The 15,299-nt window shown below is 68.9% G+C and carries 12 protein-coding genes; 7 read left to right on the top strand and 5 right to left on the bottom strand.

The genetic code is table 11. From position 1 onward, the window contains the following. Positions 1-46: 46 nt before the first annotated feature. The 3 genes from dusB to ntrC are packed head-to-tail and all read left to right on the top strand — an operon-like array spanning position 47 to position 3,503. Entirely contained in the window at positions 47-1,039 is a 993-nt protein-coding gene (gene dusB, locus FHS97_RS08190) for a tRNA dihydrouridine synthase DusB (RefSeq protein WP_184035631.1), read from the top strand. Beyond that, positions 1,039-2,100, top strand: coding sequence for a two-component system sensor histidine kinase NtrB (locus FHS97_RS08185; protein WP_184035791.1), 1,062 nt, complete (start codon positions 1,039-1,041; stop codon positions 2,098-2,100). Before dusB ends, FHS97_RS08185 begins: the two co-directional genes overlap by 1 nt. Beyond that, positions 2,097-3,503, top strand: a complete 1,407-nt coding sequence (ntrC, locus tag FHS97_RS08180) for a nitrogen regulation protein NR(I) (RefSeq protein WP_184035629.1) — start codon at positions 2,097-2,099, stop codon at positions 3,501-3,503. The genes FHS97_RS08185 and ntrC overlap by 4 nt, the downstream gene beginning before the upstream one ends. Before the next feature lie 22 nt (positions 3,504-3,525). Here ntrC and FHS97_RS08175 read toward each other — a convergent pair whose 3' ends face one another. Next, on the bottom strand, positions 3,526-3,951 hold the full coding sequence (locus FHS97_RS08175) for a hypothetical protein (protein ID WP_184035627.1): 426 nt from the start codon (positions 3,949-3,951) through the stop codon (positions 3,526-3,528). 175 nt (positions 3,952-4,126) lie between these two features. On the opposite strand from FHS97_RS08175, the gene FHS97_RS08170 reads away from it, so the two are divergent. The 4 genes from FHS97_RS08170 to hflX all read left to right on the top strand — a co-directional run bounded on the left by FHS97_RS08170 (position 4,127) and on the right by hflX (position 9,898). After that, positions 4,127-6,364 (top strand): sensor histidine kinase, encoded by a 2,238-nt coding sequence (locus tag FHS97_RS08170; protein WP_184035625.1) that lies wholly within the window; start codon positions 4,127-4,129, stop codon positions 6,362-6,364. 5 nt (positions 6,365-6,369) lie between these two features. Then, positions 6,370-7,740 carry a nitrogen assimilation response regulator NtrX gene (ntrX, locus tag FHS97_RS08165; RefSeq protein ID WP_184035623.1) on the top strand — a complete coding sequence of 457 codons (1,371 nt, stop codon included), beginning with the start codon at positions 6,370-6,372 and terminating at the stop codon, positions 7,738-7,740. Positions 7,741-8,085: 345 nt separating this feature from the next. After that, positions 8,086-8,595, top strand: coding sequence for an RNA chaperone Hfq (hfq, locus tag FHS97_RS08160; protein ID WP_184035621.1), 510 nt, complete (start codon positions 8,086-8,088; stop codon positions 8,593-8,595). Between the two features lie 10 nt (positions 8,596-8,605). Continuing rightward, on the top strand, positions 8,606-9,898 hold the full coding sequence (gene hflX, locus FHS97_RS08155; RefSeq protein ID WP_184035619.1) for a GTPase HflX: 1,293 nt from the start codon (positions 8,606-8,608) through the stop codon (positions 9,896-9,898). 158 nt (positions 9,899-10,056) lie between these two features. Here the strand turns inward: hflX and mazG are convergent, their stop codons facing one another. The 4 genes from mazG to lpdA all read right to left on the bottom strand — a co-directional run bounded on the left by mazG (position 10,057) and on the right by lpdA (position 15,289). After that, on the bottom strand, positions 10,057-10,794 hold the full coding sequence (gene mazG, locus FHS97_RS08150) for a nucleoside triphosphate pyrophosphohydrolase (RefSeq protein ID WP_184035789.1): 738 nt from the start codon (positions 10,792-10,794) through the stop codon (positions 10,057-10,059). Between the two features lie 17 nt (positions 10,795-10,811). Further along, positions 10,812-13,280 carry a T6SS phospholipase effector Tle1-like catalytic domain-containing protein gene (locus FHS97_RS08145; RefSeq protein ID WP_184035617.1) on the bottom strand — a complete coding sequence of 823 codons (2,469 nt, stop codon included), beginning with the start codon at positions 13,278-13,280 and terminating at the stop codon, positions 10,812-10,814. 162 nt (positions 13,281-13,442) lie between these two features. Next, positions 13,443-13,757 (bottom strand): GCN5-related N-acetyltransferase, encoded by a 315-nt coding sequence (locus FHS97_RS08140; RefSeq protein ID WP_184035615.1) that lies wholly within the window; start codon positions 13,755-13,757, stop codon positions 13,443-13,445. A gap of 140 nt (positions 13,758-13,897) precedes the next feature. Then, complete coding sequence (lpdA, locus tag FHS97_RS08135) at positions 13,898-15,289, bottom strand: dihydrolipoyl dehydrogenase (RefSeq protein WP_184035613.1); 1,392 nt, start codon at positions 15,287-15,289, stop codon at positions 13,898-13,900. Positions 15,290-15,299: the final 10 nt, after the last annotated feature.

The following is a 15,299-nucleotide window of genomic DNA, read 5'->3' as shown; positions in this document are numbered from 1 at the left end:
CCTGAACCGCCTATCTGCCCATTTTTCAGGCAGCTTCCGAAACCCTATGCTCCGACCCATTCAGATCGGCGACGTCCGCATCGACGAGCCCGTCGTCCTCGCGCCGATGACCGGCGTGACCGACCAGCCGTTCCGCACGCTCGTCCGCCGCTACGGCTCGGGGCTCAACGTCACCGAGATGATCGCCAGCCAGGCCGCGATCCGCGAGACGCGCCAGTCGATCCAGAAGGCGGCGTGGCATCTCTCCGAGGAGCCGGTGTCGATGCAGCTCGTCGGCTGCACGCCCTATGAGATGGCAGAGGCGGCGAAGCTGGCGCGCGACAAGGGCGCGGCGATCATCGACATCAACATGGGCTGCCCGGTCCGCAAGGTGACCAACGGCGACGCCGGCTCGGCGCTGATGCGCGACCTGAAGCTCGCGACGCAGCTGATCGAGGCGATCGTCAAGGCGGTCGATGCGCCGGTGACGCTCAAGATGCGGATGGGCTGGTGCCACGACAGCCTCAACGCCCCCGAACTCGCGCGGATCGCCGAGGATCTCGGCGTTAAGATGGTCACCGTCCACGGCCGCACCCGCAACCAGATGTACAAGGGCAGCGCCGACTGGCGCTTCATCCGCTCGGTCAAGGATGCGGTGTCGATCCCGGTGATCGCCAATGGCGACATCTGCTCGGTCGAGGATGCGAGCGCGGCGCTGGAGCAATCGGGCGCCGACGGGATCATGATCGGGCGCGGCGCCTATGGCCGACCGTGGCTGCTCGCGCAGGTCATGCACTGGCTGCGCACCGGCGAGCGGCTGCCCGACCCGTCGCTCGACGAGCAATATCGCGTCATCGCCGAACATTATGACGCGATGCTGGAGCATTACGGCACCTTCACCGGCGTCAACATGGCGCGCAAGCATATCGGCTGGTACACCAAGGGGCTGAACGGCTCGGCGGAGTTCCGCAACCGCGTCAATCAGGAGCCGGATGCCGATCGCGTCAAGGCGATGCTCGCCGACTTCTACGCGCCCTATCGGCTGAGCGCCGCGGCGTGATGCTCGAGACGCGCGGTCCGGCGGCGGCGGAACTGCTCGCCGCGCTGCCGGTCGCAGTGCTGGTGGTCGACTCCGCGGACCGGATCGCGCGCGTCAATGCCGAGTGCGAAACGCTGCTCAACCTGTCCGAGCGCGCGATGGTCGGGCAGCCGCTGGCCGCGATCCTGTCCTTCCCCGATGCCGAGGCGCGCCGCGACGCGCACGCCTTCGCGATCTTCGACACCGATGTCGAAACCGTGCGCGGGCTGCGGCTGCGCGTAGATTTGATCGAGGCGGCGGTCGTCGACCATCCCGGCTGGCGCACGATCACGCTCCACCATGCCGGCGCGTCGCGGCGGCTCGGCGTCTCGACCGACCGCGCGGCGGCGGCGCGGTCGGCGGTCGGCGCGGCGGCGATGCTCGCGCATGAGATCAAGAACCCGCTGTCGAGCATCCGCGGCGCGGCGCAGCTGATCGCCGACGGCGTCGACACCGCCGAACTGACGCAATTGATGATCGCCGAGGTCGACCGCATCACTGCGCTGATCGACCATATGGAGGATTTCACCGACACCCGCCCGCGCGAGGTATCGTCGATGAACATTTATCCTTTGCTCGCGCACGCGCGCGGCGTCGCGCTGGCCGGCTTCGCGCGCGGCGTGGCGATCGAGGAACGCTACGATCCGTCGCTGCCGCCCGCGATGGGCAACAGCGATTCGCTGCTGCAGGTAATCCTCAACCTGCTCAAGAACGCCGCCGCCGCGCTCGGCGAGCGGGGCGAGCGCCGCATCACGCTCGCCACCGCCTATCGCCACGGCGTGACGGTCGCAGCAGGCAAGGGGCGCGGGCGCACGCCGCTGCCGATCGAGATCTGCGTGATCGACAGCGGACCCGGCGCGCCCCCCGACATCGCCGACCACCTCTTCGACCCGTTCGTCTCCGGCCGCCCGGAGGGCAAGGGGCTCGGCCTTGCCTTGGTCGACAAGCTGGTCCGCGACATGGGCGGGATCGTGCAATATTCGCGCGAGGGCACGCCGCACCAGACCGTCTTCCGCATCCTCCTGCCCAGAGCAACCGCATGACGCGCGTGCTGCTGGTCGACGACGACGACGCGATCCGCACCGTCGTAGCGCACGCGCTGCGCCGCGCCGGGCATGAGGTCCGCACCGCCGCGACGCTCGCCGAGCTGGGGCGCGAACTTGCGAGCCATCCGCCCGACGTGCTGCTCAGCGACGTGGTGCTTCCTGACGGCGACGGGATCGACCATGTCGCGCAGGTGCTCGCGGCGCGTCCCGACCTGCCGGTCATTGTGCTCTCGGCGCGCAACACGCTGACCACCGCGGTTCGCGCCACCGAAGCCGGCGCCTATGACTATCTCCCCAAGCCGTTCGATCTCGACACGCTGACCCGCACCGTTGCCGCGGCGCTGGCGCGCGGCGGGCGCAGCGGCGAGACGCAGGCGAACGACGACGATCCCTCGCTGCCGCTGATCGGGCGCTCGCCGGCGATGCAGGACGTCTATCGCGTGATCGCGCGCGTCGTCTCGAACGACCTGACCGTGCTGGTCTCCGGCGAGTCGGGCACCGGCAAGGAGCTGGTCGCGCGCGCGATCCACGATCTCGGCGCGCGGGCGTCTGCGCCGTTCGTGCCGATCAACATGGCCGCGATCCCGCGCGAGCTGATCGAGGCGGAATTGTTCGGCCACGAGCGCGGCGCGTTCACCGGCGCGGCGCAGCGCAACGCCGGCCGCTTCGAACAGGCGGCGGGCGGCACGTTGTTCCTCGACGAGATCGGCGACATGCCGATCGAGGCGCAGACCCGGCTGTTGCGCGTGCTGCAATCCGGCGAGTTCACGACCGTCGGCGGCGCGCGAACGATCCGCGCCGACGTCCGCATCGTCGCCGCCACCAACCGCGACCTGCAACAGGCGGTCGCGGGCGGACAGTTCCGCGAGGACCTCTATTATCGCCTCAACGTCGTGCCCGTAGCGCTGCCGCCGCTGCGAGAGCGCCGCGGCGATGTCGCGGAACTCGCCCGGCATTTCCTCGACCGCGCCGCCGCCGAGGGGCTGCCGCGCAAGACGCTCGACCAGGACGCGGTCGCGGTGCTGGAGGCGCATGACTGGCCGGGCAACGTCCGCGAGCTGGAGAATCTGATGCGCCGGCTCGCGGCGCTGTCGCGCGACGACCGGATCGGCGCGGCCGAGCTGAACGCCACGATCGGCGGCGGCGCGCCCGCCGAGGCCGCGCCCGATCCGGGGATCGAGGTGGCGGTGCGCGCGATGATCGAGCGGCTGGCGCGGCAGGAACCGCGCGCGCTCGACGACGGCTCGCTGTACGCGCGGATCATCGGCGAGGTCGAACGCCCGCTGATCGAGGCGATGCTGGCGCGCCACGGCGGCAACCAGCTCCGCGCCGCCCGCGCGATCGGCCTCAACCGCAACACCTTGCGCAAGCGGCTGGACATGCTCGGCATCGACGTTTGATTTACTCTTCGTCAGCTTCCGCTCAAGGCAACAGCGGCACTGGCTCCGGCGTATCCAGCTCGACATCGTCGGCGCGGATAAAGACCGGCAGCACCAGCGACGCGGTCCGATCGCCGTCCCGCGCCAAATACGCCACGTAGAACAGCGCATCATTCGACCCGGAGCATCCCATCTTGACATAAAGCAGGTCGGTCGCCTTGCGCAGCGCGGCCACGAGCTTCCGCCCTTCCTGCGCTCGCAAGACCTTGTCACCGCGCCGGATGACCGCATCGACCAGCCCGTTCTTGAAATGCCAGCGCAGGTCGACCGAGAAGCTGCCGCTCAGATCGCAGGTGATGGCATTGGCCAGGTGTTGCTCCACCTTGGCCGACGGGAACTCGTTCACGACCGGCGGTGGTAGCGGGTTTTGGGAGGCGAGCACGGCCGCAAGCACCGATAGCTCAAGCATGGGTCCGACCGTTCAAGACGCTGGCGAGAGACACGGCAGCCACCTCCTTGCGATGATATGCCTCTCTTATAGCTGCGCTACGCCCGGCGTGACGAGGTTGTCCGGTTCCTGATCTGCATCACTCATCGGCAATTATGTGTTTTCCATGCAACACTGATGCTGTAGCGAGGGGGGAATGTTCGCAGGAGTGACTTCCTCCTCCGCTTCCCCGCCCGGTGCGCTGCGCCGCGTCGGCGTGACACCGGCGATCGAGCTGATGGTGCTCGCCGCTGCGGTGGCGGTGGCGCTCGTCAGCTATTTCGCGCTGCGCGCGGAGGGTGACCCGGCACGGCTGATCCAGCCGCCACTGGTCGCCTCGCTGCTGGTCGCCAATCTCGTCACCGGGATCGCGCTGATGATGCTGTTCGGACGGCGCGTCGCGCTGCGCCGCGCCGAACGATCGTCGATCGGCGCCGGCGGGCGGTTGCACGTCCGGCTCGTGCTGCTGTTCTCGCTGGTCGCCGCCATCCCGGCGCTGCTGGTCACGATCTTTGCCTCGCTGCTGTTCCAATATGGCGTGCAATTCTGGTATTCCGACCGATCGCGCGGAATGTTCGAGAATGCGGCCTCGCTGACCCGCACCTCGTACGAACAGATCGTCCAGCGCTGGCAGGAGGCGACGTTCACGATGGCGTCGGATCTGTCGGTCACGCTGCAAGAAGTGCCGATCGATACGCTGTCCTTTCGCTCGACGTTCGGGCGGCAGGTCTATTATCGCAGCCTGTCCGAAGGGGCGCTGTTCGTCCTCACGCCGCAGGGGGAAGTCCGCACGCTGGCGGTGGTGAACCCGTATGACGTCGACTTCTCGCGGTTCGTGACCAAACCGGCAATCGCCAAGCTGCGTCAGGGGCAGAATGCGACGATCATCACCGGCGACCGTATCCAGGTCTTCACGCAGATTCCGGGCAGCGACGATCTCTACCTCTACGCCGCACGGGTCACCGACCCGAAGGAGATGACCACCCAGACCGCGCGGGCCGAAGCCGCGCTGGCCAATTACCGCCAGCTCATCGCCCGCGCGCGCTCGCTCCAGCTCCAATTCAACGCCGCACTGCTTATCGTCTCGCTGCTGATCGTCGGCGTCGCGGTGTGGATCGCGCTGACCGTCGCCGACCGGCTCGTCCGCCCGGTCGGCGAGCTGGTCGACGCCGCGCGCCGCGTCGAAGGCGGCGATCTGTCCGCGCGCGTGCCGGAGACGCTCGAACGCGACGAGATCGGCACGCTCTCCAACGCTTTCAACAGCATGACCGCGCGGCTGGTCGCGCAGAACACCGCGCTCGTCGCCGCCAATGCGCAGCTCGACAGCCGCCGCGCGCTGATCGAGGCGGTGATGTCCGGCGTGTCGGCCGGCGTGATCTCGATCGACGCGCGCGACCGCACGATCCGGCTCATCAACAGTTCGGCGCAGACGCTGATGGGGCTCGCCGAGCCGCCGGTCGGCCGCAAGCTCTACGATATCGCCCCCGAACTCGACGCCTTGCTCGACCAGTCGGGGCGCGAGGCGGCGGTGCAGCTCAACGTCGCGGGCGAGATGCGCACCTTCGCGGCGCGGATCGCGCGCGACGGCAGCGGCCCGATCATCACCTTCGACGACATCACGCAGCAACTTACCGACCAGCGCCGCGCCGCCTGGGCGGACGTCGCGCGGCGGATCGCGCACGAGATCAAGAACCCGCTCACCCCGATCCAGCTCGCCGCCGAACGGCTCCAGCGCCGCTATGGCGGCAAGATCGACCCGGCCGACACCACCTTCGCGCGGCTCACCGACACGATCGTCCGGCAGGTCGGTGACCTTCGACGGATGGTCGACGAATTCTCCTCGTTCGCGCGGATGCCCAAGCCGGTGTTCCGCGACGAATCGTTGGTCGATATCGCGCGCCAGACGATGTTCCTCCACGAGGTCGCGCACCCCGGCATCCGCTTCGTGCTCGATCATGCCGACCCTGCGCCGTCGCTGGTCTGCGACCGCCGCCAGCTCGGACAGGCGCTGACCAATATCGTCAAGAACGCGGTCGAGGCGGTCGAGGAGGCCGACGCGAGTGAGGCGAACATCACGATGACGCTCGCCGAAGGCGAGGGTCGCGTGACGATCGCGGTCGCCGATACCGGCGTCGGGCTCCCGCTGGAGCGTGACCGGATCGTCGAGCCCTATATGACCACCCGCGCGCGCGGCACCGGGCTGGGCCTCGCGATCGTCAAGAAGATCGTCGAGGAGCATTTCGGCACGATCACCTTCGCGGATCGCCCCGGCGGCGGCACGATCGTGACGCTGACCTTCGACACCGCGCCGCTCGCCGCGCTGGCGAGCGACGACCATTCCCCTTCCCACGACGACGATCGCACGATCGCGGCGTTGACCAGAAATCGGATCTGAGCCCCATGGCGATCGACATCCTCGTCGTCGACGACGAACTCGACATCCGCGAACTCGTGGCCGGCGTGCTCGAGGACGAAGGCTATGACACGCGCATGGCCGGCGACAGCGACGCCGCACTGGAGGCGATCGCGACGCGCCGCCCCAGCCTCGTGCTGCTCGACGTGTGGCTCCAGGGCTCGCGGCTCGACGGGCTCGACCTGTTGGAAGAGATCAAGCGTCGCGATCCGTCGATCCCGGTGCTGGTGATCTCGGGGCACGGCACGCTCGACACCGCGGTCGCCGCGATCCGCAAGGGCGCGTCCGACTTCATCGAAAAGCCGTTCCAGGCCGAGCGGCTGCTGCTGATGGTCGAGCGCGCGACCGAGACCGAGCGGCTGCGGGCCGAGGTCAAGTCGCTGCGCGCCGCCACCGGGCGCGGCACCGACCTGACCGGCAGCTCGACCGCGATCAACGCGGTTCGCGCGACCCTCAAGCGCGTCGCCGCTACCGGCAGCCGCGTGCTCATCATGGGGCCGGCTGGCGTCGGCAAGGAAGTCGCCGCGCGGCTGCTCCACGGCTGGAGCCAGCGCGCGCACGCCAATTTCGTGATCGCCAGCACCGCGGGCATGAACCCCGAGCGGATCGAGGAGGAATTGTTCGGGGTCGAGGAAAGCGGCGACCTCGTCCGCACCGGGCTGCTCGAACAGGCGCACGGCGGCACGCTGTTCCTCGACGAGATCGCCGACATGCCGCCCGCGACGCAGGCGCGCATCCTGCGCGTGCTGACCGACCAGAGCTTCACGCGGATGGGCGGGACGCGCGTCGTCAAGGTCGACGTCCGTGTCGTCTCCGCCACTGCGCGCGACCTGAGCGTCGAGATTGCCGAGGGGCGCTTCCGCGAAGATTTGTACTACCGGCTCAACGTCGTGCCGGTGACGATCCCGCCGCTCGCCGAGCGACGCGAGGACATTCCGGCGCTGGTCGAGCATTTCGCCGCGCATTACGCCGCCGACCGCCGCGTGCCCCCGCCCGAGATCGCCACCGACGCCTTGGTCGCGCTGCAATCCTATGAATGGCCGGGCAACGTCCGCGAGCTGCGCAACGTCGTCGAACGAACGATCATCCTCGCGCCCGGCGACCGGATCGGGCGCATCGACCTCGACCTGCTCCCCGCCGAGGTGCTGGGGACGCAGGACGCCGGGACGGGCGCGAGCGCGATCATGGGCGCGCCCTTGCGCGAAGCGCGCGAGACGTTCGAGCGCGAGTATCTGCGCGTCCAGATCCGCCGCTTCTCTGGCAACATCTCGCGCACCGCCAGCTTCATCGGCATGGAACGCTCGGCGCTCCACCGGAAGCTGAAGCTCCTCGGCATTACCGAGACGCGCGAGGAATAATCGTCCACCAACCGTCGCCCGGGCCTTGGGCCGGGGCCCCGCTTCTTTGGTGAAGGAAAGATGCGGGATCCCGGATCAAGTCCGGGATGACGAGGTGGCGGCTGTCCTACACTCTCCAACATCGGCTACGATCGCCGCGCCCCCGCGCATCGGCCGCCACCCGAACCCGCGCGCGCGCCCGTTTGGCGCCACCTTCGCAAACTTCCGCCGCGCGCCCGCCCGCATCTGGACGTTCGCCGACCGGAACCCTAACTTACGCCTGTCGTATTCCGATGCGACGCCACCGACGCCGGCAACGGCGCATCTCGCGGGGAACCTCCCGCCAAGAACAAGGACATTCTCTTCATGGCCGACAAGCCGACGTCGCTTCAGGACCTGTTCCTCAACGCGCTGCGCAAGTCCAAGACGCCCGTCACCATGTTCCTCGTCAAGGGGGTCAAGCTTCAGGGCATCGTCACCTGGTTCGACAATTTCTCGGTGCTGCTGCGCCGCGACGGCCAGTCGCAGCTGATCTACAAGCATGCGATCTCGACGATCATGCCCGCCGGCCCGGTCGACGTCGCCGGGATCGTCGGCCAGATGAACGACAATCCGCGCAAGCAGCCGCTGCTCCAGGACATCTTCCTCAACGCGGTCCGCAAGTCCGAGGACCCGGTGACGATGTTCCTCGTCAACGGCGTGATGCTGCAGGGCGCAATCGCCGGCTTCGACCTGTTCTGCATGTTGCTCCAGCGCGACGGCATGGCGCAGCTCGTCTACAAGCACGCCGTCTCGACCATCCAGCCGTCGCGCCCGCTCAACCTCTCCGACACTGGCGAGGATGACGACGATTCCGACGACGACGGGGAGGATTGATCCACTGTCCGTGACCACCGGCTTTGAGCGCGACCGCGACGAATTCACCCGCGGCGCCCGCGCGATCGTTGTCTACCCCGACCTCGGCGGATCGAGCCGCGATGCCGAGGCGCGGCTGGAGGAAACCGCCGGGCTCGCCGAGGCGATCGGCGTGCTCGTCGTCGACCGTGTCGCGCTGCGCATCCGCACCCCGCGCGCCGCGACGCTGCTCGGCTCCGGCCAGATCGAGGAACTCGCCACGCGCGCGCGGATGGAGGAGGCCGGGCTGATCGTCGTCGACGGCAGCCTGACCCCGATCCAGCAGCGTAACCTCGAAACCGCGCTCGAGGCCAAGGTGATCGACCGCACCGGGTTGATCCTCGAGATCTTCGGCGAGCGCGCCGCGACCGCCGAGGGGCGGTTGCAGGTCGAACTCGCGCACCTCGATTATCAGTCGGGGCGGCTGGTGCGCAGCTGGACCCACCTCGAACGCCAGCGCGGCGGCTTCGGCTTCCTCGGCGGTCCGGGCGAAACGCAGATCGAGGCCGACCGCCGGTTGATCCGCGACCGCATGGCGCGGCTGCGGCGCGAGCTGGATCAGGTCACCCGCACCCGTGGGCTGCATCGCGAGCGTCGCCAGCGCGCGCCATGGCCGGTGATCGCGCTGGTCGGCTATACCAATGCCGGCAAGTCGACGCTCTTCAACCGCCTGACCGGCGCGCACGTCATGGCCGAGGATCTGCTGTTCGCGACGCTCGATCCGACGCTGCGACAGGTGTCGCTGCCCGGCATCGACAAGGCGATCCTGTCCGACACCGTCGGCTTCGTCTCGGAACTGCCGACGCAATTGGTCGCGGCGTTCAAGGCGACGCTGGAGGAGGTCGTGTCCGCCGACCTGCTCGTCCACGTCCGCGACGTCGCGCATCCCGACAGCGCCGCGCAAAAGGCCGATGTCGAGGGCGTGCTCGCCGATGTCGGCGTGACCGAGACGACCCCGGTGATCGAGGCGTGGAACAAGCTCGATTTGCTGGACGGCGACGCGCGTGACGATCTGCTCGCCGAGGCGGCGCGGCGCGACGACGTGGTGCCGCTCTCCGCGCTGACCGGCGAGGGCGTCGACGCGCTGGTCCGCCACATCGGCGACCTGCTGACGCAGGGGCACGTCCGCTACACGCTGCCGCTCGACGCGGCGGACGGGGCAGGGGCGGCGTGGCTCCACGCGCACGGCGAGGTGCTCGACAGCCATGTCGAGGACGACCAGGTCGTCTACGAAGTGCGCATGTCCCCGGCCGACCACGAACGCTTCCTCACGCGCGGGGAGTGAGCGGGAGCGTCGTCAGCCCGCTTCCGCGGATAACCGTCGAAAGCGCATACCCCTGCCTTTCAGGGGAGGGGTTGGGGTGGGGCCTCCCCACGAGGACCGCCGCCCTCGAACAGCCCCACCCCCGACCCCTCCCCTGAAGGGGAGGGGAGAAGGGCGCCCTACTCCCCCGTCTTGACCCTCACCCACAGCGCCTCTTTCTCCGCCAGCGGCATCCCGGCAAACGCCGGGCCGCCGGCCGCCTCCATCGCCCGGAAGCGCCGCTCGAACTTTCCCGTCGCCGCGCGCAACGCCGCCTCGGGTTCGACCCCCAGATGCCGCGCCCAGTTCACCACCGCGAACAGCAGGTCACCGACCTCGTCCGCCACCTCTTCCGGGGTCGTCGCCGCCGCGACCTCGGCCAGTTCCTCGTCGATCTTCGCGCGCGGCCCGGCCGTATCCGGCCAGTCGAACCCGACCCGCGCCGCGCGGTTCTGGATCTTCTCGGCGCGCAGCAGCGCCGGCAAACCCTGCGCCACGCCATCCAGCGGGCTCGCTGCACCCTTGGCGGCGCGCTCGGCGGCCTTCACCTCTTCCCAGCGATGATGCCCGCCATCGGCTTCGCCGCGGAAGATGTGCGGGTGCCGCCGCTCCATCTTGTCGCTGATCGCCGCCGCCACGTCGTCGAACGCGAACACCCCCGCTTCCTCGGCGATGCGGCTGTGGAACACGACCTGGAGCAGCAGGTCGCCCAGCTCGTCCTTCAATTCGCTCAGGTCGTTGCGCTCGATCGCATCGGCGACCTCATAGGCTTCCTCAATCGTATAAGGTGCGATCGTCGCGAAGGTCTGCGCGCGGTCCCATTCGCAGCCGTCCGGCCCGCGAAGCCGCTCCATGATGGCGATCAGCCGTTCGATCATCTCCGTTTCCTCGTCGCTCAGCGCGCGACCGGCGCGCCGCACGTCGTCGCTGGTGGCGGGGGCAGCGCGATCGCGCAACCGTCGTCGCGGCACGAGGGCGCGCTTTCCTCCGTGACCGTGACCACCGCGCGCCCGGTGTTGTTGGCGTAGAACAGGTCGGGGCGGAACGGCGGCGCGGCATCGTTGAGCGCCATATAGAGTTGTCCGCCCGGCGACGGGGCGACCAGCCGCGCGCGGTAGCGGCCGTCGCCGAGATAGGCGAAGTCGAGCGGATCGATCCGCACCTTCGCGCCCGGCGTCCGTCCGTCCTGCGCATCGGGTCGGCGGATGATCGCCAGCGGCTTGAGCCAGTTGGCGCTGGTCACGCGGCGGTGGAAGCGGAACGGGGTCAGCCACCACCCGCCGGACACCCCGCGCACCGGATCGGCGGCCAGCCCGGCGTCGCACCATTGCCGCGTCACCTGCAAGGTGATCACGTAAGCGGCGCGAGGCGTCAGCGGCTGGTGCAGATCGGTACACGGCTGGTCGGCGGCAAAGGCGATCGCCGCGCCGCTCGCGCCGCGGCCCGAGCCGGGATCGTGGCACAAACTCCCGTCGCGCTCGGCCTTGGCCAGCCACCATTGCATCGGCAGCGCGAGCGGGATCGCGATCACCGCCAGCAGCACCGCCAAGGCGGCCAGCCCCGGCAGCAGCCGCCATTTGACGAAGCGCACCGTGCCCAGCCACAGCGCCGAGCACCGGATCGCGCGGGCCACGCCGCGTCGGTCGGGGGCGGCGGGGGTGCCATCAAGCACGCACCGCCACGCCGCGGCCGATCGCGCGCGGATCGCCCCGCTCAGCCGCCCGCCGATCGCGATCACCACGCCGAGCAGCACCAGCAGCGCGCTCGCCATCACCGGCTGCGCGGTATAGCGGTCGATCCACGGCGATGCCGCGCCGGGCAGCACCGCCTTGAGTGGGCTGAACAATCCCGGCAGCAGGCAGCGGCTGTCGTCGCACCAGCGCTCCATCCCCGCCGGCGCCGGCCACAGCGGCATCGAGGCGAGCGCGGCGGTGACGAGGACTGTCGCGAAATAGGCGACGCGCCGCCACCACACGAGATCCCAGATCGCCGGCATCATCGCGGCGCGTGCGGCGTTGCGCGCCGGATCGCGCAGCACCGCGACCTCGGCCGGCGACAGCAAGGGTACGACGCCATGGGCGACCGGGGACAAAGGCGCGTCGGCGCCGCTCGCTGGCTGCGGCGCGTTCTCGCCGGCGCGTTGCGGCGGATGGATCTCGAACGTTTCCGGGATCGTGATTGGCGCATAGCGATCGGTGCCGCGCAGGACCCGCGCCAGCGCGCTCTCGTGGATACGCGCCGCGGTCAGCAGCCCGCGGCCATATTGTCGCTCGGGCGGCCAGGTCAGCCGCGTCTCGGGCGCGGGCGGGTCGAGCAACGCGTCGATCCGGCGCGGCAGATAGCGGTAATAGCTGCCGAGCCCGGCGCGGCTGTCGTGGATCGGCCCGGCGCTGTTGGCGAGCGCGCGATGCCGGTCGGTAATGACGTCGAGCGTCCGCAGCCCGGCCTTTTGCGCCTCCTCCAGCATCCACAGCAGCGAGACGTAGCTCAGGCTCTCGTCGGGATAGCCGCCGCCGACATCGGCGTGCATCCCCGTGAACCAGAATTGCCGCAGCCGGTCCGTACCGACCAGCCCCCGCGCGACCAGATCGCGCTCGGCCCGTTCGTCCCACACCAGCGGCTGGAAGGCATCACGCTCGTCGTCGAGCGCCAGCGCGTGGCGGGCGCGGCCGACGCGTTTGCTCAGCGCGTAATTGGGCATGGACAGCGGATAGAGCCAATTGTCGATTGCGCGCGTGATCTCGACGCTCGGCCCGCCATAGGCCGCGACCGTGTCCCACACACCGACGAAGCGGATGTCGGGCCGTCGATTGCGGCGCAGGCGGTAACGCTCTTCGGGCCGCCGCACCGCGCGGATCAGCGCGGCCTGCGCGGCGCGCCACAGCTTCGTCGGCCATTGCAGCCGTCGCGGCAGATAGCGGCGGCGATAGGCACGCCACGCATCCGCGGTCCCGCGCTGCAGGGCGGCCTCGGTATCGGCGGGCACCAGTCCCTGCGACGCGATCAAAGCGATGACCAACCGGATCGTGAACGCGCCGCGACTGAAGCCGAAGGCGTAGATCGTGTCACCGGCGGTGTAATTCCGGCACGCAAAGCGGTACAGATCGAGCACATTGCGCTTCAATCCGATCCCGAAGATGCCGCCGAGGATCGCCAGCGGTCGGAACCACGACGTCCCCACCCCGTCGTCGTAAAAGGCGATCTGCGGGCGCAGGCCTGGCGGCGGCGGGCCGAGATCGGCGGCTTCATAGCTGCGCCAGACGTTGGTTTTGAACAGCTTGCCGCTGCTGTTCCCGGTCCCGTCGGAAAAGAGCAGGATCGATTTGCCCGCTGGTGGCGCGCTACCCTGCTGATCGACCGCCATCATCTCTCCCTCGCGCCGATGCTGCGCCGTCGGTGCCCATCAGGCAAGCGCAGCCACGGGTTGACCGCCGAGGTCGTTGACGAATCACGAGTATTTGGGTCAGGCCTCGACGCGCTCGTCGCTCGGGGTGCTACGCAGCGGACGGAAAAGAGCCGAGTGGGACTAAAGCTTTCCTCGCCATCGCAACGATTTGTCGTTGAACGCATCGAGGTCCGCGGTCCCCTCCGCCACCGACTCGCCCAATGCGATGGCGGCGGCGAGGATCGCATCCGGCGCGTGCGCATAGGCCGGCCGGCGTGCGATATGATCGTACCACCGCCCACCACAGGCATTGTCGAGCAATATCCGCTGAAAACAATGATCTGCGCTGACCGGCCAGTCGCGGGAGCGCGCCAGCGCCGGCAAGGTCTCGCGCGTCAAACGCAGCCAGTGCCGCTCGCGCGCCTCGCGGTCCGGGGCAGGTGAAAGAGGCGTCATAACAGACTCATAGCGGTACGGCCGACCTCGCACGCGGGCAAAAAAAACGGGGGCCGCAATTGCGACCCCCGGCAGCTTTTTCGTCAGGTCGGTTACGGACCAGCGGCGTCCCCGCACGAGAACCGCGGCAGCCTTTCACATCAAATGTGGATGGGCTTGCCCTGCACCGCCATTGCGGCTTCCTTGACGGCTTCCGAATGCGTCGGGTGCGCGTGGCAGGTGTAGGCGATGTCTTCGCTGGTCGCGCCGAACTCCATCGCCTGCGCCGCCTGCGCGATCATCGTGCCCGCGACGCTCGCGATGCACCACACGCCGAGCACGCGGTCGGTCTTGGCGTCGGCGATCACCTTCACCAGCCCGTCCGGCTCGTGGTTGGTCTTGGCGCGGCTGTTGGCCATCATCGGGAACTTGCCGACCTTGATCTCGCCCTGTTCGCGCGCGGCTTCCTCGGTCAGCCCGACGCCCGCGATCTCGGGCCAGGTGTAGACGACGGACGGGATGATCGCGTGGTTCACGATGCCATGCTGCCCGGCGATATTCTCTGCAACCGCAATGCCTTCGTCCTCGGCCTTGTGCGCGAGCATCGGGCCGGGGACGACGTCGCCGATCGCCCACACGCCGTCCGCCTTGGTGCGGAAGTCATGGTCGATCTCGATCTGGCCGCGCTGGTTGGTCGACAGGCCGGCGGCCTCGAGGTTGAGCCCGTCGGTGTTCGGACGCCGCCCGATCGACACCAGCACATGGCTCGCCTCGATCGTCGTCGCCTCACCGCCGGCGGCGGGCTCGACGGTCAGCACCGCCTTGTCGCCCTCGACCTTGATCGCGGTGACCTTGGTCGACAGCTGGAAGTCGATACCCTGCTTCTTAAAGATCTTGTTCGATTCCTTGCGGATGTCGCCGTCGAAGCCGGGCAGGATCTGGTCGAGATATTCGACGCAGGTCACCTTCGCGCCGAGCCGGCGCCACACGCTGCCCAGCTCGAGCCCGATCACCCCGCCGCCGATCACGACCAGATGCTCCGGTACGGTCGGCAGGTCGAGCGCGCCGGTCGAATCGACGATGATCTTCTGGTCGATCTCGACGCCCGGCAGCGGCGTGACGCTGGAGCCGGTCGCGATCACGATGTTCTTCGCGGTGACGGTCTGCCCGGCGACGTCGACGCTGTGCGCGTCCTTGAACGCCGCGCGGCCCTTGAGCCACGTCACCTTGTTCTTCTTGAACAGATATTCGATGCCGCCGGTCAGCTGCTTCACTGCGTCGCGGCGCTGGCCGTGCATCGTGTCGAGGTCAAGCTCGACCGTCGTCTTGATCCCCAGCTTTGCCATCGCGCCGTTGGCGGCATGATCGTACAGCTCCGAGGCGTGGAGCAGCGCCTTGGACGGGATGCAGCCGACGTTAAGACAGGTGCCGCCCAGCGTCTCGCGGCTCTCGGCGCACGCGGTCTTGAGCCCGAGCTGCGCGGCGCGGATCGCCGCGACATAGCCGCCCGGGCCGGCACCGATCACGAGGACGTCATAATCATATTCAGCCATGGGGAGGCTC

The sequence above is a fragment of the Sphingomonas endophytica genome (assembly GCF_014199415.1).
Lineage (GTDB): Bacteria > Pseudomonadota > Alphaproteobacteria > Sphingomonadales > Sphingomonadaceae > Sphingomonas > Sphingomonas endophytica.
Note: the sequence above shows the minus strand (reverse complement) of the source record. Positions and strands in the feature narration are given on the sequence as shown.

Coding starts and splice junctions, on each gene's coding strand:
- dusB (WP_184035631.1), top strand. CDS start 47: ATGCTCCGACCCATTCAGATCGGCGACGTCCGCATCGACGAGCCCGTC.
- FHS97_RS08185 (WP_184035791.1), top strand. CDS start 1,039: ATGCTCGAGACGCGCGGTCCGGCGGCGGCGGAACTGCTCGCCGCGCTG.
- ntrC (WP_184035629.1), top strand. CDS start 2,097: ATGACGCGCGTGCTGCTGGTCGACGACGACGACGCGATCCGCACCGTC.
- FHS97_RS08175 (WP_184035627.1), bottom strand. CDS start 3,951: ATGCTTGAGCTATCGGTGCTTGCGGCCGTGCTCGCCTCCCAAAACCCG.
- FHS97_RS08170 (WP_184035625.1), top strand. CDS start 4,127: ATGTTCGCAGGAGTGACTTCCTCCTCCGCTTCCCCGCCCGGTGCGCTG.
- ntrX (WP_184035623.1), top strand. CDS start 6,370: ATGGCGATCGACATCCTCGTCGTCGACGACGAACTCGACATCCGCGAA.
- hfq (WP_184035621.1), top strand. CDS start 8,086: ATGGCCGACAAGCCGACGTCGCTTCAGGACCTGTTCCTCAACGCGCTG.
- mazG (WP_184035789.1), bottom strand. CDS start 10,794: ATGATCGAACGGCTGATCGCCATCATGGAGCGGCTTCGCGGGCCGGAC.
- FHS97_RS08145 (WP_184035617.1), bottom strand. CDS start 13,280: ATGGCGGTCGATCAGCAGGGTAGCGCGCCACCAGCGGGCAAATCGATC.
- FHS97_RS08140 (WP_184035615.1), bottom strand. CDS start 13,757: ATGACGCCTCTTTCACCTGCCCCGGACCGCGAGGCGCGCGAGCGGCAC.
- lpdA (WP_184035613.1), bottom strand. CDS start 15,289: ATGGCTGAATATGATTATGACGTCCTCGTGATCGGTGCCGGCCCGGGC.